The organism is Rhizobium croatiense (assembly GCF_019793465.1).
Taxonomy (GTDB): Bacteria; Pseudomonadota; Alphaproteobacteria; order Rhizobiales; family Rhizobiaceae; genus Rhizobium; species Rhizobium croatiense.
The window spans coordinates 1-22,970 of the sequence record NZ_JAILYJ010000033.1 but is presented as its reverse complement, the minus strand read 5'-3'; the positions used below and the strand labels follow the sequence as shown (position 1 = coordinate 22,970).

The window sequence follows — 22,970 nt, the reverse complement described above, 5'->3', positions numbered from 1 at the left end:
GTGCTTAGTGCCGTCTATGACGGCCTACCCTTTGCGGGTTCTACTATGGCTTCAGGCCAGGACGAAACCCGCCCATGGCGCCGGATGCATTTCATACAGCGATCATGAGCCAACGTGTGAGTTGGGTACTCGATGCCGACCACGTATCCTGCAACTATCAAACTATGCCTGCGGGCGGGTGCCGCGGTGGACCGACTTGTTCATCACGCAACGATCATTCGAAATGAACGTCGAAAGCTATCGACGACGTTCCACCCATGGGGGTCAAACGCCGGCGCGGCAGGCCAGCCTCATTCGCGACAATCAAAGGCACCGCACGGTTAGTCGCGGAGCGGCAATCAGACCCACGATGAAGCTCTTGCCAGCGACAATCAACATGATAACTTCATCCCGACCGCGACATGAGAATCTCATCCAGATTGTCGCGCGCGTCTCATCCTGATCGCCGCCCCATAGGTCGCATAACTATCAGGCGCGCAACGGGTTCTGTCAGCAGCTACACCGCAATGGTTCCGTTGCCTGAGGCGGCGAAATCAGAAAGGCCGGCGGAAAGATTGGTTGGAATCGGAAATTCTGACGGCACCCTTCACGCTGCATGTCCAACACATCACTCGAACTGCTTAAATGAAGGCCAATTTTAGCGGGCTCCGCATGGCAAGCGGCAAGCTGGCGAGCCTCTCAAGCCATGTGCCGGCCTTGTAACCGGTGTTCTGCTCCCACATTGCTCGCTGTCGCCTGATCTGTGATCGACGTTCCATGGACGAGCGACAAGGAGTTTCTCCATGGAGACTACGTTGGAGGTTCTCACGACGCGGCGGGGCCGACGTGAGGTTCATCGCCAATGGCCTGACGAGGTCAAGGCAAGGATCGTTTCGGAGAGCTTTCGACCGGGCGTGACGGTGAACGAAGTGGCGGAACGCTACGGTCTGAAGGCCAACCATCTGTCATCCTGGCGAACACTGGCGCGGCGGGGCAAGTTGGTTTTGCCTGAGCCGGAGGACGTAGTCGAATTCGCGGCCATGGTTGTCGAGACTCCCGCGCCGGAGCCGCCAGCCGCCAAGCAGACCTCCCGTGCCGAGATCGTCGTCGGTGCGGTCACCATCCGTCTTGAGGAAGGAGCATCTGCCACCCGGATCGCCGTTATCGCGCGTGTCCTGGCGGCCACGGCATGATCTTTCCATCGAACCGCGTACGGATCATGGTGGCGACCAAACCCGTGGATTTCCGCAAGGGGCATGACGGCTTGGCGGGACTGGTGAAGAACGAGCTGCACAAGGACCCGTTCACCGGAACGGTCTTCGTGTTCCGGTCGCGCAAGGCAGATCGGCTGAAGCTGATCTACTGGGATGGCTCCGGTATCGTCCTGGCCTACAAGAGGCTGGAAGAGCACACCTTCACCTGGCCCGGTATCAAGGATGGACTGATGACGCTGACCCACGCCCAGTTCGAAGCCCTGTTTGCAGGCCTCGATTGGCGGCGGGTTCATGCCGTCAAGACGAGAACGCCGGAGACCATCGAATAGCTGCGGCACGATGACTCAGGACGGCTAATTCCAAAGGCAAATGGGTGCGGGATTTGCTAGGTTCCGGCCATGCTGAACACCGCCGATCTTCCCGATGATGTGGCTGCCCTGAAGGCGATGCTGATCGCAGCCAAGGCACGCGAGGCAGGCAAAGACGCCCAGATGGCCCGCAAGGACGAGCGGATCGAGCGGCTTGAGAAGCTGGTCGCGGCCTTCAGGCAGGCAGCTTTCGGGCGCAAGTCCGAGAAGAGTGATCCTGACCAGTTCGATCTGGCACTAGAAGACTTGGAAACGGCCATGGCATCAATTCATGCCGAGGATGAGGCGGATACTCCTACCGGGAATAGGGCCATCAGGCCGCGCGCGATCAATCGGGGCTCCCTTCCAAAGCATCTTCCTCGTGTCGAAGAAGCGATCGAGCCGGAAAGCCTGATCTGCGCCTGCGGCGGTTGCCTGCATTGCATTGGCGAGGATGTCTCCGAGCGACTGGATATAGTCCCGGCGCAGTTCCGCGTCATCGTCACACGCCGCCCCAAATATGCGTGCCGTGCCTGCACCGACGGCGTTGCGCAGGCTCCGGCTCCGGCACGACTGATCCAAGCCGGCTTGCCGACGGAGGCGACCATCGCGCATGTGCTGGTGTCCAAATACGCCGACCATTTGCCGCTCTACCGGCAGGCTCAGATCATGAGCCGCCAGGGCATCGATCTCGACCGCTCCACGCTTGCCGATTGGGTCGGTCGGGCAGCTTTCGAACTGCGTCCGGTCTTCGACGCCTTGATTGCCGACCTGAAGCGCTCCACGAAGCTGTTCATGGATGAGACCCGTGCGCCAGTGCTTGATCCCGGTTCCCGTAAAACCAAGATCGGGTACTTCTGGGCGCTTGCTCGTGATGATCGACCCTGGGGCGGTGGTGGTCCACCAGGAGTCGCCTTCACCTACGCGCCCGGCCGTGGCGGGCAGCATGCTGAACGGATATTGCAGGGGTTCGCGGGCGTCCTTCAGGTTGACGGCTACGCCGGATATAATCGCCTGACTGCACCGGACCGCGTCGGTCCCAACATTCAGCTCGCCTATTGTTGGGCGCATGCGCGGCGCAAGCTGGTCGAGATCACCCGTACTGGCACAGCGCCCATTGCTGAGGAAGGCGTCAGGCGCATTGGTGAACTTTATCGCATCGAAGCTGAGTTGCGCGGTCTCAATCCCGAAGCTCGCCTTGCGGGAAGGCAAGAACGATCAGCACCGCTGATCGCGGACATGCGGACCTGGCTCACTCATCATCGTGCGCGTGTTGCTGGCAAGTCGCCACTTGGCGAGGCTCTCAACTATATTGCCAAATACTGGGATGGCCTGTGCATCTTTGTGGCTGACGGCCGCATCGAGATCGACAACAACAGTGTCGAGAGAACCATCCGACCGATAGCAATGCCCCGTTCATTCTGCCCATGTCGGCGATGAAGTCGAGGTTCACTATCGCTGGCATCCGTATTTTGGCCAGAGGGTTTCAATTCGCCGCGTCGAAGAACGAGCGACGGGTCGGTTTCTGAAGGTTTTGGGGCCGACAGGTGTCGTGGTCTCGATTTCGGGCTGGATGATTGATCCTGTGGTGTGCGGCGTCATGACCATGGGTCTTGCACGTGTCGATCTTGCGGCGCTGATCGAACTGAACAGGCTGGTCACCGGCGGCGACAAGCCTGCACTCTTCCGAGGTGGACGTAGAATCACTCAGGAGGAAGACGATGAGATCCCGCAATACGCTGGTGCCGGCGTCACGCCGGCAGCTCGACCTGATATTCAAACCTCGGACGCTCGACGGAGTGAGCGACAAGGACCGCAAGAAGGCGGTAGCAACTCTGGCTTGCCTGCTGATGCAGGCGGCCGGTCTGGTCGTCGAGGAGCTCAACGATGACCAGCACTGATTTGATTCCGACAGCGCTGCTCGCGCGCAAGGCCGTCGTTTATGTGCGGCAATCCACGCAGTCGCAGGTTATAACCAATCTGGAAAGCCAGCGACGGCAGTATGATCTTGTTGACATTGCGCGACAACGCGGCTTCAGCGACGTCGAGGTGATCGACGACGACCTGGGTCGCTCTGCCAGCGGAACGGTCGCGCGCCCCGGCTTCGATCGTCTTGTCGCCCTACTGTGCGCCGGCAAAGTTGGTGCCGTTTTCTGCTTCGACGCCTCACGGCTCGCACGCAACGGCCGCGACTGGCACCATCTGCTCGAACTATGCGGCCTCGTTGAAGCCCGCGTCATAGACCACGACGGCGTCTACAATCCGTGCCGGCCCAACGACCGTCTGTTATTAGGCATGAAGGGAAGTATCAGCGAGTTCGAATTGGGCGTGCTGAGAGCCCGCATGCTCGATGCCGCCAGATCCAAAGCGCGCCGTGGCGAATTGCGACTTTCCGTTCCGTTCGGCTACATCTGGCATCGCGAGGCCGGGCTCGGGCTCGATCCTGATCTGCGTCTGCAAGAGGTAATCCGATCCATCTTCACCCGCTTCCACGAGCTTGGAAGCGCGCGCCAGGTGCTGCTGTCGATGACGAAAGATCAGATTCACTTCCCTCGGCCCAGGGATGAAGGGCGCATGACCAACTTCGTATGGATCCCAGTCCGTTATCGCAATGTGATCGGCATCCTCAAAAACCCTTTCTACGCCGGCGTTTACGTCTATGGGAAGAGCGAGAAGCGGACTGCCATCGTCGATGGACGAGCTCGGCGCAGTTACGGGCACGGCAAGCCCGTCGGTACCTGGGAGGTGATGATCCGGGACCATCACGAAGGTTACATCAGTTGGGACGAATACGAGCGTAACCAACAGCAACTGGCGCTCAATAATTATGGCCGCTCGGGTGGGACTAAATCGGGCCGTGGCGGCAAAGCATTATTATCGGGTCTCCTAACTTGCGGACGGTGTGGGCGGCGGCTGAGTGTTGCCTATACGGGCAATCCGCAAAGCCCTGTCTATCGTTGCTACAAACAGAATCTGATGATGGGCTTGCCCCGTTGCATGACGTTCGGCGGCTCGAAGGTCGATGCGGCGGTTGCGCGCGAGTTGTTGCGCGCGGTAGAACCATTAGCGATCGAGGCGACTTTTGAAGCAGAGCGGATGCATCGGGAGCGACAGGAAGACCAGCGCCACATTCACGATTTGGAGCGACAACAGGCCCGCTACGAGGCTAGCCTCGCCGAGCGCCGCTATGCGGCATGCGATCCCGACAACCGCCTGATAGCTGCACAGCTTGAGAAGAATTGGGAAACGGCGCTACGCCGCGTCCGTGATCTGGAAGTGCGCAGGCCTGCCGAAAGTCCTTCAACCATCGAAGTTGACCCAGGCACTTTCGCAAACCTCGCCGACAATCTGCAGGCGGCCTGGGAGTCGCCGGATGTCACCATGCGCGTGCGCCAGCAACTGCTGCGTACATTGATCGCCGACATCGTTGTCGATGTTGATGATGAGGTGCGCGACGTGGTGCTGACCATCCACTGGAAAGGCGGTCAGCATTCGGAGCTCAAGGTTCGCAAGCCCCAGACGGGGGAACACGGGTGCGCCACAACGGAAGATGCTTTGGCAGTGATGCGGAGCATGGCAGGACGCTGGTCCGATGAACATATCGCCGCCTCGCTCAATCGAATGGGAATGCCCACGGGGCAAGGAAAAACCTGGACCGCACACCGGGTCGCTTCTGTAAGGCGCGTCCGCGCGATCCACGCGTACAAATCAGCCGGCAAAGATGGCGAATGGCTGACCATGACAGAAGCTGCGGCGGTTTTGGGCGTGACCAACCACCGAATACGCCACCTGATCAACACGAACGTGTTGTCTGCCGAGCAGGTGGTTCCCGGCGCGCCGTATCAAATCCGGGCCAGCGACCTGACTTCGGCGACCGTCCAAGCCGCGATAGCCCGAAAGGGCCGCCCGTGTCGCATTCCCGACACGGAGACGCTTCCAATGTTTACAGATACTTAAAGAGGGAGTGCACAATGACTCAGGTCCGGCGCTAAACCGGAAGAATGCTCTCTTCGCTGGTCATCACACCGGAGCTGAGAATTGGGCGACCATCGCCTCGCTGATCGAGACGTGCAAGCTCAATGCCGTCGATCCGTTTGCGTATTTGACCAGCACGCTCACCGCCATCGTTAACGGCCACAAGCAGAGCCAGATTGAGGGTCTCCTGCCGTGGAATTACCCGGCAGGGTGATAGGTGCGTAAAGGCGTCTGTCGGCCCGCAGCGATCATTCAAAAATCTAAAGTATATGGTCCTTGGTCTTGATGTCGCCGCCTATGCATATGCAAGCTGCTCGGTGAAGACTGCAACAGATGTTTTACGGCTGGATGCGATGCTGAGCCGTTAAGTGATCTCTTACTGGAATCGCTTAATAGTGTGCTTCCATCTCGGAGCGCCTCGTCTGATCAATGCCGTATACTCGAAGGACGCTCATTGCCTCATTGGTTTCGCTTCCGCTCATGGGATGCCAGGGCGAGAGTGCAACGGTCCGTTTTAAGGTGATCGCTTTGGCCACTGTCGACGGGCGGCCGGTCGAAAGTTCATCAGTCATGGAAGTTTCCTATTCGAAGGTGACACAGAGTCTGATCGGCAATGGGGGCACCACGCGGCTTTACGGCGAGGCTTTGATCTTCGATCTTGGGGGCAAAGGCACCGTATATATCCTGCCGATCCGCAGGCCTCCAAGCGGTAGCATAATTTACAATATTTATGAATTTAACGTACTGCGTACGTTCGGTGTTAAGAACAGCGTTGGAAGTTTGGCACCCGCTGACTTCGATACACTGCGGATCGCCAAAGGTCGTCGACCGTATAATGTTGACAACAGTCAGCTACCCACCTTTGTCGCCTTTGCCGATAAAGGGAATCCTAAACGGTTTACGAGATCGATCCCGCAAAGCTAGGGACGCGCTTCCCTGGTGTAGTTTTTAAGCGGCTTGATATTGAAATCACCGATGAGCCCTTGACTGCGAAGTTGAGAACGCGGCTGCCTTGGCTTAATTCATCTAAGCGTGTCTTCCAGAGTGATCCACCTGGACATCTACGGCCTATCGGCGAAAGGCCGGCCGATCGGCTTTGTGCTAACTAAGGATGATTTTTTTGGAGCTGGTAGCAGATGAGCCGCGACCAAGTAATGATTTCGATCTCACGTCATTCAGTGGTCAACGGGCAGCATAACTGCAATCGGCGCGAAGCTCCGTCTCGAACATGGCGACGCTATTCGAAACGGCATAAACCTAGTGGTCAAGGTGCGAGAGGGAGAGCGCTTACGCCGGCCTGATGGTCGAGTGCAGACGATTGTCGGCAGGCCGTCGCCATATAGCGTTCGGCCATGCCTTGAGGGCATGATTGGATCTGGGTTTAGCATGCTGGGCGGCGGCCGGCAGGCATTAGGATCGAGGTTCCAAATTTGATTTCCGGAGGACCGGCATCGATGTACCCAAGACGGAACCAGCCGCGCGATGACGATTCTCGCGAAGTAAGTGGGTGGATCGAAGACGTGACCGGAGCTTTCGAGACGGACGCCTGGATCGACGACTACTATTCAGAGAGCCGAGAGATGGAACAGGATCCGACCGACTTGCGCCTCGGTTCGCACGATAGTGACGCCGGCGACCGTGTGCCGCGTCGCAGTTCCGTGGGCGGTTCGATGCGAGTGACGCCGCAGTCGCTGGCGCCGGAGAGGGGTTCGGGGCAGCAAGACGTCGATGCCGCAACGGAGACTCACGTGGCCTCAACCAAGGTTCGCAAGCGTGGTCGCCCCGCCGACCGAGACATGCATCCTGATGACGAGACCCGTATCAACCAGTTCGCGGAAGCAGTCCGAAACTACGAAATTCTACCCGACGGTAGCATCGGCCGAGGGGACGGAAGGGTTCCCGAGGCTACCGTCGAGAACAATTTAGGGATTCTTAGGAGGTTCGCTCGTTGGCTCCGAGCAGCAAACAGAGATTCGATGGCTTCTCGGTTTTTAAACGATCCAGATTCACTAGCCGTTGATATCGCGGATTATTGGGCAAGCGGTGAGGACGATCAGAACCGTCTTAACTCAGCGCTGTCTCATTTCAGGAGGCTCGGACCTGAGGGGCAAGAACTCCAAGCCGTTGGAGCTGGGCCGCGCCTGATGGGCCGCCGAATTCATGATCCCTATCCCGATGACGCCCGCGTCATTGATAGCTTGGCCAAGGAAGAGCTGAGTAAGTTCGGACCGGTCTCGATTTCTCAGAAAAATGCCAGTAACCAACGAAAGTTTAGCGATTGGCTCAAAAGGGAGGGTAGGGGGAGCATAGTCAGCCGACTCACGGGTACTGATCAGCAGCAACGGTCGTTGCAGGAGGATTTTAGGAAATTTACCGAGGCCGAGGGAAAAGTGGTCGTGAGTTTCGATCGGCTGCGGCAGTATCTAGGCGCCGAGTCGCAGTTGAAACAGCATCATCCTTATCCCGACGACGCCCTCATGATTGATGGCTTGGCCAACGAAGAGCTGAGCAAGCTCGGACCGGACTCGACTTCCAAGAGGAAAGTTGTCCAGAATATGGCGATAAATCAACGGAGGTTTAGTGATTGGCTCCAAAAGAATGGTCGGGGGAGCATAAGCAGTCGCCTGACTGGCAGTGATGAGCAGCAACGGTCGTTGAAGGACGATTTTAGGGAATTTACTACTAACGTTGAAGTAAAAATAAGCGTGGGTTTCGATCGGCTGCGACAGTATCTAGGCGCTGAGTCGCAGTTGAAACAGCATGATCCTTATCCCGACGACACCCGCATGATTGATGGCTTCGCCAATGAAGAGCTGAGCAAGCTCGGACCGGACTCGACTTCCAAGAGGAAAGGCGTCTTGAATCTGGCCAGCAATCAACGGAGGTTTAGTAATTGGCTCCGAAAGAATGGTCGGGGGAGCATAAGCAGTCGCCTGACTGGCAGTGATGAGCAGCAACGGTCGTTGAAGGACGATTTTAGGGAATTTACTACTAACGTTGAAGTAAAAATAAACGTGAGTCTCGATCGGCTGCGGCAGTATCTAGGCGCTGAGTCGCAGTTGAAACAGCATGATCCCCATCCCGACGACGCCCTCATGATTGATAGCTTCGCCAACGAAGAGCTGAGTAAGCTCCGACCGGACTCGACTTCGCAGAGGAGAGTCGTCTGGAGACTGGCCAGCAATCAACGAAAGTTTAGTGATTGGCTGCAAACCAGGGGTAGGGAGAGCATAGCGAGCCGGCTCAACGGCAGTGATCAGCAGCAATGGTCGTTGAAAAAAGATTACCAAGACTTCACCGAAGACATGGGAAAACACACTATCTCTTTCAAGCGGCTTCGGCAGTACCAGCAAGTCGTTGAGGCGAACGCAGCGTCGGGGTTGTCCCCTGAGCAGGCAAGTGGCCGGGAACCGGCCGGTCTGGACGGCCGTTCGGATCCACGTGCCGAGTTCAGATCAACTTCGCCGCTGCAGCAGGTTGATCCATCGATCGAAGGCCGCAGCGGATTGTCGCTCGACCATACCGAATGGCTGGGCGACCAGCATATCCAGACGGATTATGAGCTGCTAATGCAGGACTTGCAGCGAAACGATCCGGATCTCGCCGCCAGGACGCGGCTTATCGATCCCCTGATAGCCCATTATCATCTGCGCCTGGGCGATGAGAGCACCGCGCTGAGCGCTTTCCAGCGCATCGTTAATGATCAGGATGGAAGAGATACAGCCGACTTCCTGTTCCTTCCAGTGAGCGATGCCAGTGCTTCGGATCCTGATCACCGCGGCACCCATTGGTCGCTGCTACTCGTTGACCGTCGCAACCGCGAGGGGCCGGCTGCCTATCACTATGACTCCTTCCGGGGCCAGAACGACGAGTTTGCAGCAATGCTCGCACAAAGATTGGGTACCCGTCTGGAGCCCGTCCGCATGACCCAACAGCGCAACGACTATGATTGCGGAGTCTTCGTGGTTGACGGCACGCGGGCGCTCGTTAGACGACTGGCGCGAAGAGGCCGGCCAGCCGTGCTGCACCTCGACAACCTCGTCGCCGATCGGGAGCAACTCCAACGACGTCTGAGCCCCGCGCCCAACAGTGCTCGAGCGGGGGCTGCGGCGGCTGGACCGGAGTCCTCCACACAGATCGCCGATCCCGCAGAGTTTTGGCATGGAGTGGCTCAACCCGGCCAGCTTCCCGATAGCTGGAATACAGCGCCCTTCCGGCAGGATTTGCCGTCAGCCGCCTATTCACCGGTGCAAAGCGTCAATCCGCCAGACGCACCATGGGAGCAAAGCTTGGGGGCATCGATCTTCGGCACCCCACAGTACACGCTGCCTGTGGACGACTTGGGAGGATTTGTCCCTCCGAGCTGGCAACACGGCAATCAACCGGTACCAGATGACCTTCTGCCTGCAATGTACTTGTTTGACTTGCTGCCGAGCGCGGACAAACCCACCAACTTCAGTATCCATGGTGTGCCCTACACGGCCACTCTGGGGCCATCAGGCATGCAGAGCGACATTTACCTTTTCCAGCAATAGGGTGGAGATGGATCGAGCAATAGATGCCAGTCGTTCTTACATTCTAACTTTGCGGTTACAATTGCTGTCAAAGCTGATTAGAGGGGCGACATTGTCAGCCAGTTAGAAACGCGACGCTGGCTCTGATGATCAGCCCCGATCCGACCGGCTGGGCCGGGTTGAAAGGGCGGAGCGGGGGCGGGTGAGGGAGTACCTCTTCGGCTTTAGCTTTGAGACGATGCGATTGACGCCTCACTCCGCAGCGTCAAGCTTTGCCAGCGCTGCTTTGCGGCGTTCGATCACTGCCGGATCGTTCATGAAATCCTTCCGCCGTCCCGGACCGTGAGCCCGTCGCACATAGCCGTTCTTCTCGCTGTTGGTCATCACCACCGGCTTCGACTGCTGGTCCTGGCGCTCCTTGATATAAGTCAGAACGTCGCCGAGCCGTTTGTTCTCGGTGATCGCCGCATGCGTCACCCGCTGGTCTTTGTCGAAGGTTTTGTAGGGCAGGGAATGTCCCTTCCATCGTACATCGAGGCGGCCGTCGGCATAGGCATAGGTCTCGACATAGCGGCCGGCCAATCCGCGCGTCACGTCGGTCTCCTCCAGCATGATCCGCTTACGCTCGAACGAAAACGTCAGCTGCGATCCGACATAGCGCTGCTCGCGTTTGCACAGGATCTCCTTCAACCGATCCGGTGCAAGATTTACCGGCCGGTGCAGGTCATCGGATCGGGCAGGGACAATCGCAAACCGCCCATTGTAGTCCACCATGAAGCCAGGCAAAAACGCATTGCCTGCCTCCATGGTGTCGATGCCTGCCAGTCGCAATTCCTTGACCAGACGATCCTGCAGCGTCCGGTTCATCCGCTCGACACGGCCTTTGGCCTGGCTGGTTGCACAGAGAATCTCGATGTTTAGCTCCGAGAGTGCCCGTCCGAACTGGGTCATGCCCTGACCACCCTTGGCCTCCTTCTTCGTCACCCGGAAGACCGAGTGCTTGTCGGAATAAAAGGCGATCGGCGCCCCGTGCTGCTTCAGATAAAGCTCAAGTGCGTCGAAATAGCTGAAGGCGCTTTCCGAGCGCACGAACCGCAACTGCATCAATCGGCCAGTCGCATCGTCGACAAACACCAGGAGCGAGCACGGATCTCCACGATCCTCGAACCAGCGATGCTCGGACCCGTCGATCTGCACCAGCTCGCCATAGGCTTCGCGCCGCAGCCGCGGCTGATGAAACGTCCGCCGCTGCTTGCGTGACAGCCACAATCCGGCCTGCGTCATCCAGCCGCGCAACGTCTCGCGCGACACTCGCAATCCATCGCGCTCGGCAAGCTTCTCGGCCGCCAGCGTTGGACCGAAATCCGCATAACGTTCACGAACCAGCGTCACCGCATAATCCCGAACACCGTCGCTGATCCGGTTGTTCGACGGTCGGCCGATCGCCGTGTGGCGGATCGAGGCTGCGCCGGTCGTGCGGATGCGATCCAACAGGCGTCGCACCTGGCGCTCGCTCAGATCAAGCACATGTGCCGCCGACACCATCGTCATTCGGCCGGCGATCACCTTCGACAAAACCTCGATCCGCTGCAGATCACGCTCGCTCATCGCTACCAATCCCATCTGCAATCTCCCACGTCAGAAAAACGCGGGGAGTGTGACATTCCAACTTTGCAGAAACAGGACACTTCAACTTTGCGGCTACAGTAGTTGTCAAAGCCGAATAGGGCTGCGACGCTGTCGGCCAGTTAGAAACGCGACACTGGCACCGATGATCAGCCCCCGATCCGACCGGCTGGGCCGGGTTGAAAGGGCGGAGCGGGGGCGGGTGAAAGAACACCTCTTCGGCTTTAGCTTTCTCAATAGCAATTGTTCAGTCGCCGGCTGATACTCGCTTTTATCTGAATTGAGCGGGTAGGGATCAAAGCTGCACGATGCTTCCGGAAATCAAGCTGCAGGGTGACGTCGATGTCGCCGCGCTGTCACCTCTTCTTCGCGGCATGCTTCTGTCCGTTGCCTATGCTGACGGTGAGGGTGGCATAGGATTGACCGCGACCGGTGCTATGAACCGCAAATTCGTACATTGGGCCGCTGTGAACTTCCTGTGGCCCGACTTCACAGCCGAAGACCTCTACAGCATGAACAAAGTGCTGAACGAAAGCGACATGCCGCCGCTCTGGGTCGTGCGGGACATGACCCGCCATCTGAAGCTGCTTCGCCGGAAAAAGGATGTGCTGCTGCCAACCAGACGCGGCCGGGAGTTTCTGGTGAACCCGCAAGCCTTCTTCGATCTCGTGGCCACAGACTATCTCTACTCGTATGTCCATGCCACCGAGCGGGAAGCTGAGGTGCAAGCGCGCCTACGCTGGTGGCGCATGTTCCTCAATCTTCTCAATATCAAGGCGAGAGAAGGCTGTACGCCTTTGGACGTCGTGAAGATCCTCTATCCAGACACGGCACCTCTGTCCGCCACCGAAATGACCCTGGAAGCCTGGGAGCTCAAATTCGATCTCCAATATGGCGTCCTGCGGCGCCTGTGCTGGCTGGGCCTGCTTTATGAGGCACGAGAAGGGCTCACGCTTCTTCAAGACGGAGCCTTCCACAAGACGCCGCTTTGGTCCGCCTGCCTGCAATTGGAGTCAGATACGCAAAGCGATATCGGCGTGCATTGACGCCCTTTATTCCGCAGCCGGCTGCCTCAATAACGCTTTCTCCCGCCGTGCGATCACCGCCGGATCGTTCATGTAATCCGTTCTCGGCTTGCGTCCACGCTTCTGGTAGCCGTTCCCCGTGCTGCCATCGCGAATGCCGAACATATGGTCCGTCTGCCCAGTTCGCCGTGGTCCGCCCTTGCTGCGCTGCTGCTCCCGCCCAGCCTGCAGCTCGGCGACAACAGACAGCATGTCGTCCAACCGCTTGTTATCGACGACCTCGGCGCGATGCACGGAGCGTAACGTGTCAAAGGTTCGGTAGGGCAGGGCAAAGCTCTCGTGCATGATCTCGAGGCGCCCGTCCGGATAGTCGCAAACGACGACCTTCTTACCCGCCAGGGACCTGGAAAGATCTGTCGGATCAAGGATGAACAGCACCTTGTCATAGCGCAGCGTCAAAGCCTGCGACAGCGTGCGAACTTCCTTGCGGCACATGGCGCCATCGAGGTTCTAGTGGTCGGCCAACGGCCGGTGCATGTCCTTCGGATTACGCGGCTGTTTGCCAAAACGCGCGTTGAAATCCGCAATGAACTCAGGCGCATAGGCGTTGGCTTCCTCGATCGTGTCCATGCCGCGCAGCCGCATTTCCTTGACCAGCCGATCCTGCAGTGTCTGGTTCGCACGTTCGACGCGGCCTTTGGCCTGCGGGGTATTGGCACAGATGATGTCGATGTTCAGCTCATAAAGCGCGCGGCCGAATTGTGTCAGGCCGCTCGTCCGGTCCTTCTCCGACGCATGGGTCGAACGAAAGACGCCGTGCTTGTCACTGTAGAAGGCCAGCGGTTTGCCCCATTGCTGCAGATAGGCCTTGGTCGCGTGCAGATAGTCGAAGGTGTTCTCCGAGCCGGCAAACCGTAGATGCAGCAGCTTGCCGGTGGCGTCGTCGATATAGACGAGCAGGGCGCATTTGGGCCCACGGTTCTCGAACCACCAGTGATGCGAGCCATCGATCTGTACCAGTTCGCCAAAGCAATCACGTCGGCCGCGTGGCTGGAAAACCCGCTTCTTGCGTTCCCGACGCGAGACCCAGATGCCGGCCTCGGTCATCCATTGCCGCAGGGTCTCCTTGGCGACCGAGATCCGGTGCAGCTCGATCAGCTTCTCACGCGCCAGCGTCGGACCGAAATCCAGATAGCGTTCACGGATCAGATTCAGCGCCGCATTGCGAAACTCCTCGCTATGGCGCCGGTTGCTCGGTCGCGATCGCTTCTTGGAAACAAGCCCGGCCGGACCATCCCGGTCATAGGCCTGCAGCAGCCGATGGACCTGACTTCGACTGAGGTCGAGCCGTTCGGCGGCCTGCACAACGCTCAGGCGTTCGTCACGGATCTTCTGGATGAGTTCGAGGCGATGCAATTCTTTCTGCGACATAGTGATCATAAAGGACATGACGACTCCGACCGCTCATGGTCTCGACCAGGCTGAAGGTCGTCATCCTTGCTCCCGACATTGGCATTGACCAGTCGTCGAGAGGCGAGATTGTCGCATCTCTAACTGGCCCAACTGTCGCATTACTAAATAGCCTCTACAACACCAAATAGCATAATGCAGGTTATGGAACTTTACGCTGAACCGGCCGCGATAGTTACAAGCAGGTCCTTGGCATCGATCTGGTCGCCGGCTTTGACGAGAACTTCGGCGATCGTGCCGTTCTCCTCGGCGTGAATTGCCGTTTCCACCTTCATCGCTTCGGTCGACACCAGCACATCGTCGGCATTGCCGGGTTCGGCCTTGGGTGCGAAGACGGCGGCCGGTGACGCTGAGGAATTTTGCGAGCTCTTGCTGTTGGTTCCTCGCGGACCCGAGCCGCATCTCGTTGTGCACCTAACCGGCTCGGCTCACGTGACAACAAACACAAGAACATCTGGTTGTTTCTATCGAGTTTGGCGCAGGAGGCGCAGGAGGCGCAGGAGGAAAATCAACATGACTGTCGCGGCTAGGCCCATGATTGCCAAAGCGTATAGGCCTGTGGAAAAACCTCCGGGCTGACTACGGAGATACCCTATAACGAACGGCCCCACAAATGCTCCTAGGTTCCCGAGTGAGTTAATGAATGCGATCCCGCCGGCGGCAGCGGAGCCACTAAAGAAGCAGAAGGCAGCGCCCAAAGGGTCCCTTGCAACCCAATATGCCGCGCATGAGCATCCCTCGCCAGAACCCGTCAGGGCCGGGTTGATCTACCGTACGGCCGGGGCAATACTCCAGTATTGGCTTAGCTCCTCCGATGCGTCAAAATTCCGCTTGATGAGTGCTATATCAAGGCATAACCAATCGGCCATTCTCCGATTCCCGGAGAATTGCCGGACATGACTTGGAGCAGGTGCCATTTCTCCGCAGCCATCCCGGATATTGCAAAAGGACCGATACCATGTGCTTTGAATGCAATTCCTCCCCACTCAGCCGTCGCTCCCTGCTGAAATTTGCCGGCATCGGAGGCGTGGCCGTCATGACTGCAGGCTTTGACATGACCATGCCGGCATTCGCCTCGAACGCTCCCGCCCTTCTGCCGGATGAAGCACTGGCAAAACTCCAGGAAGGCAACAAGAAATTCGTCGCCGACACGGAAGCCTGCGCCGCCAATATTTCCAAGCGCCGGCAGGACGTCGCCAAGAGCCAGGCACCTTGGGCGATCGTGCTGACCTGTTCCGACAGCCGTGTCGTGCCGGAACTTGTATTCGGCGGCGTGACGCTCGGCGAACTCTTCGTCGCCCGCAATGCCGGAAACGTGGTCGACACCGATGTGCTCGGCACGATCGAATATGGCACCGAACATCTGCATGCGCCGCTGATCGTCGTCATGGGCCACAAGCGTTGCGGGGCGGTCTCCGCCGCCTGCGAGGTCGTGTCCAAGGGCACCAAGCTCGATGGCTCAATCGGCAAGATGACCCAGCCGATCCTGCCCGTGGCTTTGGCGGAGACCGATCGCGGCGACAATTTTGTCGACAACACCGTCCATGCCAATGCCTTCAACGGCGCCGAGCGCATCCTCACCGAAAGTGCGATTGTTTCTCGCCTGGTCGAGGAAGGCAAGGTGAAGATCGTGCCCGCCTATTATGATCTCGATACCGGCGTGGTCGATTTTCTGCACAAGGTCTGACCTACGAGGCGACTTCATGTTGCCGACGGCTATCCGCGGGCGCCTCGTCGCGTTCGCGGAACCATAGTCGCTGATGACCCTTGCCGCCCGCAGCATCACCCGGCGGGTTACGCGGGCCGGAGCTGAGGTCGCGAGCTGGCTGCCTGGGCGACGCTCTTCTGGAAATTTCCGACCATACGCCTGCGCAACTTGGTGAGCTCAATCGACAGGTCCGACAGCTGTGCGATGACATCTATCGGAACCTGGGCAGCTGGGCCGCGCCCTCCTGAGCCAGTACAAGGACATAGGCGTCGCTCGTTTCAAAGAACGCGAGACAATCGGCCTCCGGCAGGATCTCAACAAGATCAAGACGGCGAAACCGCCTGTGGAGCTTGAACGCAAAGGCGCGATCTGGGTTCAGCCAACCCTATTCGCTGAATCGAGTATCGCGCCTGGAGGCATAACGGAAAACTACGGCATCGAAACTGGCCGCATTGATCGAAGATTGGTACGAACCGTGAAATTGACGCATGGTGGCTGGAAAAAACGCCGAGCTATGCATCCGGTTCGAGGATCACGCCCGTTATGGAATGCCTGCGATACAGGGCTCCAAATTCGGTTCAAAATCCTAATCCGCCCACTCAGGATCGGTTGTAAAGGCGATGGTGAGCCGACGACTCGGACCCTCGTTACCAATCGCGAGCCCGATTTCGTCACGGATCTTATCCCATTCCTGCAATTTCCTCGCCGGGAGGTCCTCTGAGACAACGAAATGTAGCTCGATTTGCCGGCCTCGGCCGACCCGGGCCACATAAGCCCGGTGGGATATGAATCCATGTCGTTCGATGATTGTTTTGGCGACCGCGTCAACTTGTTGTTTGAGATCTAATGGCGTAACAAGCAGTATGTCGGCGAGCGCTCGCCGAACCGTGCCCGCCGGAATGGGAATGATCACAATGCAGATTAATGCCAGCGCGACCGGGTCAATAAACGGCGAGATCCATTCGTAAGAAGACCCCTGAATGAAATATCCGATGGCAAACGCGACGAGTAACCCGATCGTTAGCCCGGCGGACATCAGCCAAGCTTTCGTATCCAGGGCAACGAAATCAGATTTGATCTTACGATTAGCTCGATCACCAATAACCCCCATGGTGGCTGTCACACCGAGTGTTACGACGGCGTAGACGATTGCTTGACTAAAGTTGAGCGGACGTCCCCCATGCAAAATGCTGCCGATTGCGTTGACAAGTGCGTAAACAGCCGACCCGGTTATGAGAATGCCGTTGAGAGCCAAGACTATGGGCTCAAGATGCCAGAACCCCATCGTGAAATGCTCGATAAGTTTTCCTTTGCTGGAGGGCGCTTCGGATGACGCGATGAGCTTTGTAACAAGCAGAGCTACGACAGTCATAGCAGCGTCCGTCAATGCGTAGACACCATCGAATATGATTGCGAACGAACCTGAAATGATCCCGAACAAAATGCCGATGCAGGCAAGGAGGATGGTAACGGCAATTGAAACGCAGAGAAGCCCCTGCTCCGTTCTCATGAAATTCATAGGCTCAGCCTTATAACTTACGTTTCTTTATGGTCCTCTGGACGCGGTACAGACCATCCAATTCAGCTACTGAAGCGAGCACATCCACTTTTGGATCAAGGTACCTTTTTAAATTCAAATGCTGACCTCTCCTGTCCAGTGCTGCTGGCTCGCATGAGCGTCTTTCACATACCTGGCCACAAGACAAAATCGCCTCGCTGTGTTCTGGCAGTGCGGCCTCGACTATCTAAACAAGGGCCAATTTTGCTTTGCAGGTAAAGCGGGGCTGGACATGATGCACGACACGGAAGGACGCATGAACATAGTCCAGCACTTCGCTGACGGTCTCGCCGCCGCGAATGAAGTCGGAGCCACCACAGATAGGGCATGAGCAGGCCACCTGTTACACGTCATCATGGCACGGCCGAGGTTGCAGAGCTTGCGCGGCGATAGGGCTCTCGACGCATCCACGTCATCCGGCAGGTTCGAATTCCGTTGACTCATGGTTGGATCTGATTTGATGAGAGGCGTTCCAAAGAACGCCGAGGTTTTCGCCCTCATGATAGGCTGTGGCTGACACCACGTTCTAGTCTAGCGATGATCGGATCGTCTAGCCCTTTGGCGACTCCTGTAATTACGGCTGGATTGCCAGATGGAAAAGAGCAGGCTTGCGATATACGCCCACTGAAGAAGCAACAAACTAGCCACCATTGCAACGATGACTTCGTGGATGGAATGCCAGACGAAGTAACTCGTTAGTGCCTTCGCCCAGACGACGAGCAGCAGGAGGCCGCAAAAGATTGTGAAACGCAACACCGTTCTCCTGATTTGTTCGCGAGATTGCGCAGCAATGTCGTCTGCGGCAACGAGAGTCTGGCAGTTCTTCAGGCGGCAACCGCCGCGTGGTTGAGAGCCATGATCATGCCAGTGAGCTCACCATCGAACTCTCGTTCTGGCCATTGCAAATGCTGAGATTTTGGCAGCGGCGGCGCGGGACTGCAGCTTGCGGACCTTCTTCAGCTGCTCCACAATGTCTGACATGATCTCTTTCCTCGAAAATTGATGTCATGATGCCCGCGCCACGTCGGGATAGGTTTCGATAACTTCAATAGCGTCATCGACCATTTTCGTGCCGGTCTCGGCGAGCTTGCCTAGCGTCTCAAAGCCGAACCGGTGGACATCGCGCAGGGTCTTCGACAGAACGACCAACCGTCCAGTCGTCAAAAGCAAGCGGCCGAAGCCCTCATGGCCGATCGTCATGATCGGCGATGCCAACAGGCCTGTGCACTCTTCGATCACAAGCCCCACGCAACTGTAAAAATTCTGTAGCCTCCACAGCACATCAGGATCCGGATCGCCTATGATCGGGATCTTACGGCGCTGCTCCTTGGTGAGGATGAAGTCGGCCAGCAGGTCAGTGTCCGATTTGCCTTCCCACGCCCCATGGGCATCCTGAGCGCGGATGAGCCTTATCAGGCATCTGAGAAAAGGGGTGGCGAGATCCCCATCTTCGTTGACAGCAGGGCCATTCGTACTTCCTGTCAATGTACCCATGTCCTAGTCCTCCTCATCGAAAGGCTTCTTTTCAATGGCGCCTGCTTCGGTTAGCACCTTGCGTAACCAGGGTGGCGGAGTAGTCCTGAGCATCGCCCGAGTTCGCGACAAAACATCTTCGATCAGTTGAGGATCGGATACTTTAATTGGGTGGATTTTGGCCGAAACAACTCGGGCTGCCGATGGCCCACCGATCGCCAGACAGAACAATAAGTGACAACCTTCCAACGCCTTCACCTTCGGGTTAATACGATCGACGTCCTCGTTCCGATGCTTTCCGCTCTGGTCGGAAACGTCTTCGAAGTCCAGGACTTCCACCAGTTTCCAGTCGTCGAGACTCACATCATAGACGACGAAACGTTTTGCCGATCCGAAATGGGCGTCGAGAGATTTCATATCTTGAGTGGCGATTGCGACGCGCAACGCGCCAGCCTTCCGTTTTGGAGCTGACGAGTGAACCCCGTCAGGGACGAGGGAAAGGCGACGAGCGGCGATCATCTAGGCAGTTCTCCTTTGCGGGAGGGATCAAGCGATCCAGGACACGGCGCGCGCTGATTGGCCTGGAAGATGTTGGAAACATCGAAGATCAGGTCGCGCGTTCCCTGATAGAGACTTGTGAGCTTATGCTGGCTGCCGAGTCGGTCGAATATCGGGAAGCCCACCCGCATGAGCGGAATCCCAAGGCGCTCCGCCGCTTGTCGTCCATGCGAATGCGTGACGAGAAGATCAGCGCCGACGGCAAGTTCTTCGAGATCGCCAAGATCACCGACCTGGAGCGATTCGGCCGGCATTTCCGCGAGTATTTTTGAGGTGCCGGTCGTGGTGACCGCTGCCGCGATTTCGGCGCCCATGCCGGTGAAGAAGGTAGCGAATTGGTAGAGCTGGTCCGGCTCCACAGCAATTGCGATCTTCTTGCCTCCGAAATGGAAATGTCCGTCGAGCAGGGCGTCCTGCAGCTGTGCTCGGCGACGGCGGATGTTTGCTGGCACCGGCGCACCAGAAATCTCAGAAAGAAACGAGACGAACCGGTCGGCTCGTTTCAATCCTGTCAGCGACTGGAACAATGCGTAAGGGACTCCCGTCCGGGTCCGCAGTAGCTCTGCGGGGCGGCGCATATGCTCGCCGATCGCGATACATTGCGCCGCCGTGCCAAGCTCTTGTATCTCGTCGACGGGAGTACCGCCATAGGTGGTCGGAACCCAACGATCGCCGGGCACCGTGCCGTCGAGAGAGCCGGAAATGTCCGGCAGGATCACCGGCTTCAGACCGAAGCTTTCGACCGTTTCGCGCAGAAGCTCGATGTCAGCGACTGTCAGATGCCATCCTGGTAGGATCGCAATCTTCTTTTGGTGGCGGCTCTGCTCGCCTGGAGTGGTGATGCGCTCGACCATAGAGATGACGGCCTTCGCCCATCCCTCTTCGATCGCTCCCTCGAAATCCGGGGTATTCGCCAGCACAACCTCCGTACCCGCGAGCTCATCGGCACGATCCCGCTTGATGTTGGCGAGATCGCCTGCGAAATCTTCGCCGCGGGTTTCCACCAGGGCTGTCGTGCAAATTCCGATCAGCTTGGGTTTTGCGCGCCTCTTGAGATTTAGGATCGCCTCTTCCAGATTGCCTGCGCCGCCAAGAATGGTCGCCACTGCGTCCAATGCCGTTGTCTGCAAGGGAATGGCTTCCTTAAAGTGCCGGACTAAAAGTACCAGCGCCAAGCTGGTGCAGCCCTGGCTGCCGTGGAACAGCGGCACGGCACGCTCGACGCCAAGAAAGGCGAGCGCGGCGCCGAGCGGCTGCGACGATTTCAGCGGATTGACCGCAGCTGATTTGGTCTGGGGAAAGACTTGAACCATCGGCTTTCCTCAACGCTTGCAGAAGCTGCCGGCGACCGCGCCGACAAAGTTTTGCAAGACGTACCCAGTCTCGTTCTCGCTCTTGGTATTCGTCAGTTCTTCTTCCACCGCATGCTGGCATTCCCACGGTGCCGGCTCCCGCACCTCCATCCAGATCGGATTGTGAATAGCAAGATCGATCTGGCGAACGAGCTCCACCATGCCGTCATAGCCGGCATAGGGGTGGTGGCGTTCCTGGTTGATATCGAGCCAAGGTGTCTTGGCCTTCAGCGCGATGAATTGCGTGCGCCCGCCAGACAACATGATGTCGGCTTTACCGTCGGCGAGCATGTTATAAAGCTCGCGCGGCGCCATTGACTCGAACAGGTGGTTTTCGTCTTTCAGGAGTTGCTTGATACGTTCCTTGTCTTCAGGCGTGGATTTCTTGACCGAGGTGCCCACGATCTCGATGCCCACCTCCATCAGCGCATGGACAACCGACCAGGACTTGACGCCGCCGGTGTTGAGCAACACGCGCTTGCCTTCAAGCCTTGGTCGATATGCTGCGAGTTTCATCCAGGCAATCGCCTCCTCCTCCGCGATCAATGCCTCGGTGCGCTCGAGGATTTCGGGATCCGCCCCCTGCATCACGAGCAGCTTGGCGATCTGTCTGAGTGCTTCCGAGGTGTCGGTAATTCCGTAAAAGGAGCCTTCGAAGAACGGGATATCCCACAGCTCCTCCATTTTGCGGGCGAGGTTGATGAGTGCTGTCGAGCACACCAACATGGACGCCTTGGCGCGATGCGCAGAAGCAATGTCAAGATATCGGGCGTCTCCTGGAATGCAGGCCCTTACTCTGATCCCCAGCCGGTCAAGAAGCGGCTTTACCAGCCAAAACTCGCCGGATAGGTTGAACTCACCAATGATATTGATGTCGTAGGCGGTCACGTCGTTCGGCTCTACGCTGCCGATCACATGATCGAGCAACGCTTCACCGGCGAGCTTATTGCCAAGGTTCTTGGAGCCGGCAAAGCCCGGTGCGTTGACCGGCACCACCGGAAGGCCGAATTTTTCCGCGGCCCGCTTGCAGACGGCCTCGATGTCGTCGCCGATCAATGCTGTCACACAGGTCGAATAGACGAAAATCGCCGGTGGAGCATAGGCCTCCTTGATCTCGCGGATTGCTTTAAAAAGTTTCCGCTCGCCGTGCCCCATCACCACTTCGGTTTCAGTGAGGTCGGTCGTGAAACTGGTGCGCCAGAGCGTTGGACCTGAGGAAGCCGATCCGCGGTTGTCCCAGGAATTGCCCTCACAGCCGAGAGGCCCATGGATCAGGTGCGCGACGTCGGTGATCGGCTGCAGCACGATCTTGGCGCCATCGAAAGCGCATCCGCCGGCTGCCGCCCCGGGGATCAGCGGCTTCGAACAGCCGTTTTTGCGCGCCTTGGAATCCTTGCTGCGGTTCTTCTCGCAGGCAGGCTCGTCAAAGACATCCTGGACTTTAGCATTGAGCAAGGGCATTGCGGTCTCCAAGTTCAGATGAAGGCGGCCGGCCTCACAAGGCCGACCGCCGCCGCTCCTAGCGGGTCAGGTCGTAAGAATAGTCCGTCACACCCGGCTCGCTCGTCTCGCGATCGAGCTTGTCGAAGATCTTGTCGAGGATCGTCGTCAGGACGCGCAGGCCGCCTTGGTAGCCCATGAGCGGGAAACGGTGGTGATGGTGCCGGTCGAATATCGGAAAGGTCAGCCGGATCAATGGGGTGCCGGTGTCGCGCTCGAGATACTTGCCATAGGAATTGCCGATCATAAGATCAACCGGCTCGGTAAAGAGCAGCGAGCGCAACGCCCACAGGTCCTTGCCCGCCCAGACCTGGGCATCCTTGCCGAAGGGCGAGGATGCGAGCAACGCCTTCATCTCGGCTTCCCAGGCCGACGTGCCGTTGGTAGCAAGGCAGTGGGTCGGCTCACCGCCGGTTTCCAAGACGAACCGGGCAACGGCGTAGACGAAGTCAGGATCGCCGTAGATCGCGTATTTCTTCCCGTGCAGCCAGGCTTGGCTATCTGCCATAGCGTCGACGAGACGGCCGCGTTCCAGGCCGATTGTCGGAGGAATTTCCTTGCCGGTAATCTCCGAGACCTTCATCAGGAATTCGTCGGTCGCCTGAACACCCAGCGGATAATGGAACGAAGCCGTAACCTGACCGACCTCCTTGCAATATTCCAGCGTTTTG

General features: G+C 57.9%; 17 protein-coding genes and 5 pseudogenes. 11 read left to right on the top strand and 11 right to left on the bottom strand.

All coding sequences use genetic code 11. From position 1 onward, the window contains the following. Positions 1-180: 180 nt before the first annotated feature. From K6M89_RS31950 to K6M89_RS29960, 7 genes and pseudogenes are all read left to right on the top strand, one after another. A pseudogene (locus tag K6M89_RS31950) lies at positions 181-405 on the top strand (hypothetical protein); the annotation flags it as partial. A gap of 377 nt (positions 406-782) precedes the next feature. Then, complete coding sequence (gene tnpA, locus K6M89_RS29985; RefSeq protein WP_004675971.1) at positions 783-1,172, top strand: IS66-like element accessory protein TnpA; 390 nt, start codon at positions 783-785, stop codon at positions 1,170-1,172. Beyond that, the gene (tnpB, locus tag K6M89_RS29980; protein WP_018247174.1) at positions 1,169-1,522 is read left to right on the top strand and encodes an IS66 family insertion sequence element accessory protein TnpB; all 354 of its coding nucleotides are present in this window, start codon (positions 1,169-1,171) and stop codon (positions 1,520-1,522) included. The genes tnpA and tnpB overlap by 4 nt, the downstream gene beginning before the upstream one ends. A gap of 69 nt (positions 1,523-1,591) precedes the next feature. Further along, a pseudogene (gene tnpC / locus K6M89_RS29975) lies at positions 1,592-2,956 on the top strand (IS66 family transposase); the annotation flags it as partial. A 305-nt stretch (positions 2,957-3,261) separates the two neighbouring features. Further along, on the top strand, positions 3,262-3,441 hold the full coding sequence (locus tag K6M89_RS29970; RefSeq protein ID WP_004675974.1) for a hypothetical protein: 180 nt from the start codon (positions 3,262-3,264) through the stop codon (positions 3,439-3,441). Beyond that, positions 3,428-5,497, top strand: a complete 2,070-nt coding sequence (locus tag K6M89_RS29965) for a recombinase family protein (RefSeq protein ID WP_004675975.1) — start codon at positions 3,428-3,430, stop codon at positions 5,495-5,497. The genes K6M89_RS29970 and K6M89_RS29965 overlap by 14 nt, the downstream gene beginning before the upstream one ends. Positions 5,498-5,525: 28 nt before the next feature. After that, positions 5,526-5,729 (top strand): annotated as a pseudogene (locus K6M89_RS29960) (transposase domain-containing protein); the annotation flags it as partial. A gap of 175 nt (positions 5,730-5,904) precedes the next feature. Here K6M89_RS29960 and K6M89_RS29955 read toward each other — a convergent pair. Continuing rightward, positions 5,905-6,087 (bottom strand): hypothetical protein, encoded by a 183-nt coding sequence (locus K6M89_RS29955; protein WP_004675977.1) that lies wholly within the window; start codon positions 6,085-6,087, stop codon positions 5,905-5,907. Between K6M89_RS29955 and K6M89_RS29950 the strand changes: the two genes are divergently transcribed. Further along, positions 6,086-6,439 carry a hypothetical protein gene (locus tag K6M89_RS29950; RefSeq protein ID WP_018247177.1) on the top strand — a complete coding sequence of 118 codons (354 nt, stop codon included), beginning with the start codon at positions 6,086-6,088 and terminating at the stop codon, positions 6,437-6,439. The two genes, K6M89_RS29955 and K6M89_RS29950, sit on opposite strands and share 2 nt — an antisense overlap. Before the next feature lie 530 nt (positions 6,440-6,969). After that, a complete protein-coding gene (locus K6M89_RS29945) occupies positions 6,970-10,050 on the top strand; it encodes a Ulp1 family isopeptidase (RefSeq protein ID WP_074063722.1) in 3,081 nt (1,026 codons plus the stop codon). A 231-nt stretch (positions 10,051-10,281) separates the two neighbouring features. On the opposite strand, the gene K6M89_RS29940 is transcribed toward K6M89_RS29945, so the two are convergent. Then, a complete protein-coding gene (locus tag K6M89_RS29940; RefSeq protein ID WP_004675917.1) occupies positions 10,282-11,652 on the bottom strand; it encodes an ISNCY family transposase in 1,371 nt (456 codons plus the stop codon). A gap of 311 nt (positions 11,653-11,963) precedes the next feature. Between K6M89_RS29940 and K6M89_RS29935 the strand changes: the two genes are divergently transcribed. Next, entirely contained in the window at positions 11,964-12,701 is a 738-nt protein-coding gene (locus K6M89_RS29935) for a hypothetical protein (protein ID WP_004675918.1), read from the top strand. A 6-nt stretch (positions 12,702-12,707) separates the two neighbouring features. On the opposite strand, the pseudogene K6M89_RS29930 reads toward K6M89_RS29935, so the two are convergent. Both K6M89_RS29930 and K6M89_RS29925 read right to left on the bottom strand, forming a co-directional pair. After that, a pseudogene (locus K6M89_RS29930) lies at positions 12,708-14,129 on the bottom strand (ISNCY-like element ISRel10 family transposase). 173 nt (positions 14,130-14,302) lie between these two features. After that, positions 14,303-14,455 (bottom strand): annotated as a pseudogene (locus K6M89_RS29925) (biotin/lipoyl-containing protein); the annotation flags it as partial. A 653-nt stretch (positions 14,456-15,108) separates the two neighbouring features. On the opposite strand from K6M89_RS29925, the gene K6M89_RS29920 reads away from it, so the two are divergent. Then, positions 15,109-15,837 (top strand): carbonic anhydrase, encoded by a 729-nt coding sequence (locus tag K6M89_RS29920; RefSeq protein ID WP_004675921.1) that lies wholly within the window; start codon positions 15,109-15,111, stop codon positions 15,835-15,837. A 607-nt stretch (positions 15,838-16,444) separates the two neighbouring features. Here the strand turns inward: K6M89_RS29920 and K6M89_RS29915 are convergent. The 7 genes from K6M89_RS29915 to K6M89_RS29885 form a co-directional block, all read right to left on the bottom strand. Further along, positions 16,445-17,377 (bottom strand): cation diffusion facilitator family transporter, encoded by a 933-nt coding sequence (locus K6M89_RS29915; RefSeq protein ID WP_004675922.1) that lies wholly within the window; start codon positions 17,375-17,377, stop codon positions 16,445-16,447. A 226-nt stretch (positions 17,378-17,603) separates the two neighbouring features. Then, positions 17,604-17,690 (bottom strand): hypothetical protein, encoded by an 87-nt coding sequence (locus K6M89_RS31945; protein ID WP_237350514.1) that lies wholly within the window; start codon positions 17,688-17,690, stop codon positions 17,604-17,606. A 731-nt stretch (positions 17,691-18,421) separates the two neighbouring features. Continuing rightward, positions 18,422-18,910, bottom strand: a complete 489-nt coding sequence (locus tag K6M89_RS29905) for a NifX-associated nitrogen fixation protein (protein WP_009991126.1) — start codon at positions 18,908-18,910, stop codon at positions 18,422-18,424. 3 nt (positions 18,911-18,913) lie between these two features. Then, positions 18,914-19,408 (bottom strand): nitrogen fixation protein NifX, encoded by a 495-nt coding sequence (gene nifX / locus K6M89_RS29900; RefSeq protein WP_018247182.1) that lies wholly within the window; start codon positions 19,406-19,408, stop codon positions 18,914-18,916. After that, on the bottom strand, positions 19,405-20,760 hold the full coding sequence (gene nifN / locus K6M89_RS29895; protein WP_004672660.1) for a nitrogenase iron-molybdenum cofactor biosynthesis protein NifN: 1,356 nt from the start codon (positions 20,758-20,760) through the stop codon (positions 19,405-19,407). Before nifN ends, nifX begins: the two co-directional genes overlap by 4 nt. 9 nt (positions 20,761-20,769) lie before the next feature. Continuing rightward, complete coding sequence (gene nifE / locus K6M89_RS29890) at positions 20,770-22,260, bottom strand: nitrogenase iron-molybdenum cofactor biosynthesis protein NifE (RefSeq protein WP_018247183.1); 1,491 nt, start codon at positions 22,258-22,260, stop codon at positions 20,770-20,772. Positions 22,261-22,318: 58 nt separating this feature from the next. Then, on the bottom strand, positions 22,319-22,970 hold a 652-nt coding region (locus K6M89_RS29885; RefSeq protein WP_281428493.1), incomplete at its 5' end, for a nitrogenase component 1.

Excerpts from the sequence above, each read along its gene's own strand:
- K6M89_RS29950 (WP_018247177.1), top strand. The coding sequence starts at position 6,086 with ATGGAAGTTTCCTATTCGAAGGTGACACAGAGTCTGATCGGCAATGGG.
- K6M89_RS29945 (WP_074063722.1), top strand. The coding sequence starts at position 6,970 with ATGTACCCAAGACGGAACCAGCCGCGCGATGACGATTCTCGCGAAGTA.
- nifX (WP_018247182.1), bottom strand. The coding sequence starts at position 19,408 with ATGATCGCCGCTCGTCGCCTTTCCCTCGTCCCTGACGGGGTTCACTCG.
- K6M89_RS29940 (WP_004675917.1), bottom strand. The coding sequence starts at position 11,652 with ATGGGATTGGTAGCGATGAGCGAGCGTGATCTGCAGCGGATCGAGGTT.
- K6M89_RS29920 (WP_004675921.1), top strand. The coding sequence starts at position 15,109 with ATGTGCTTTGAATGCAATTCCTCCCCACTCAGCCGTCGCTCCCTGCTG.
- tnpB (WP_018247174.1), top strand. The coding sequence starts at position 1,169 with ATGATCTTTCCATCGAACCGCGTACGGATCATGGTGGCGACCAAACCC.
- tnpA (WP_004675971.1), top strand. The coding sequence starts at position 783 with ATGGAGACTACGTTGGAGGTTCTCACGACGCGGCGGGGCCGACGTGAG.
- nifE (WP_018247183.1), bottom strand. The coding sequence starts at position 22,260 with ATGCCCTTGCTCAATGCTAAAGTCCAGGATGTCTTTGACGAGCCTGCC.
- K6M89_RS29915 (WP_004675922.1), bottom strand. The coding sequence starts at position 17,377 with ATGAATTTCATGAGAACGGAGCAGGGGCTTCTCTGCGTTTCAATTGCC.
- K6M89_RS29955 (WP_004675977.1), bottom strand. The coding sequence starts at position 6,087 with ATGACTGATGAACTTTCGACCGGCCGCCCGTCGACAGTGGCCAAAGCG.
- K6M89_RS29970 (WP_004675974.1), top strand. The coding sequence starts at position 3,262 with ATGAGATCCCGCAATACGCTGGTGCCGGCGTCACGCCGGCAGCTCGAC.
- K6M89_RS29965 (WP_004675975.1), top strand. The coding sequence starts at position 3,428 with ATGACCAGCACTGATTTGATTCCGACAGCGCTGCTCGCGCGCAAGGCC.
- K6M89_RS29935 (WP_004675918.1), top strand. The coding sequence starts at position 11,964 with ATGCTTCCGGAAATCAAGCTGCAGGGTGACGTCGATGTCGCCGCGCTG.
- K6M89_RS29905 (WP_009991126.1), bottom strand. The coding sequence starts at position 18,910 with ATGGGTACATTGACAGGAAGTACGAATGGCCCTGCTGTCAACGAAGAT.
- nifN (WP_004672660.1), bottom strand. The coding sequence starts at position 20,760 with ATGGTTCAAGTCTTTCCCCAGACCAAATCAGCTGCGGTCAATCCGCTG.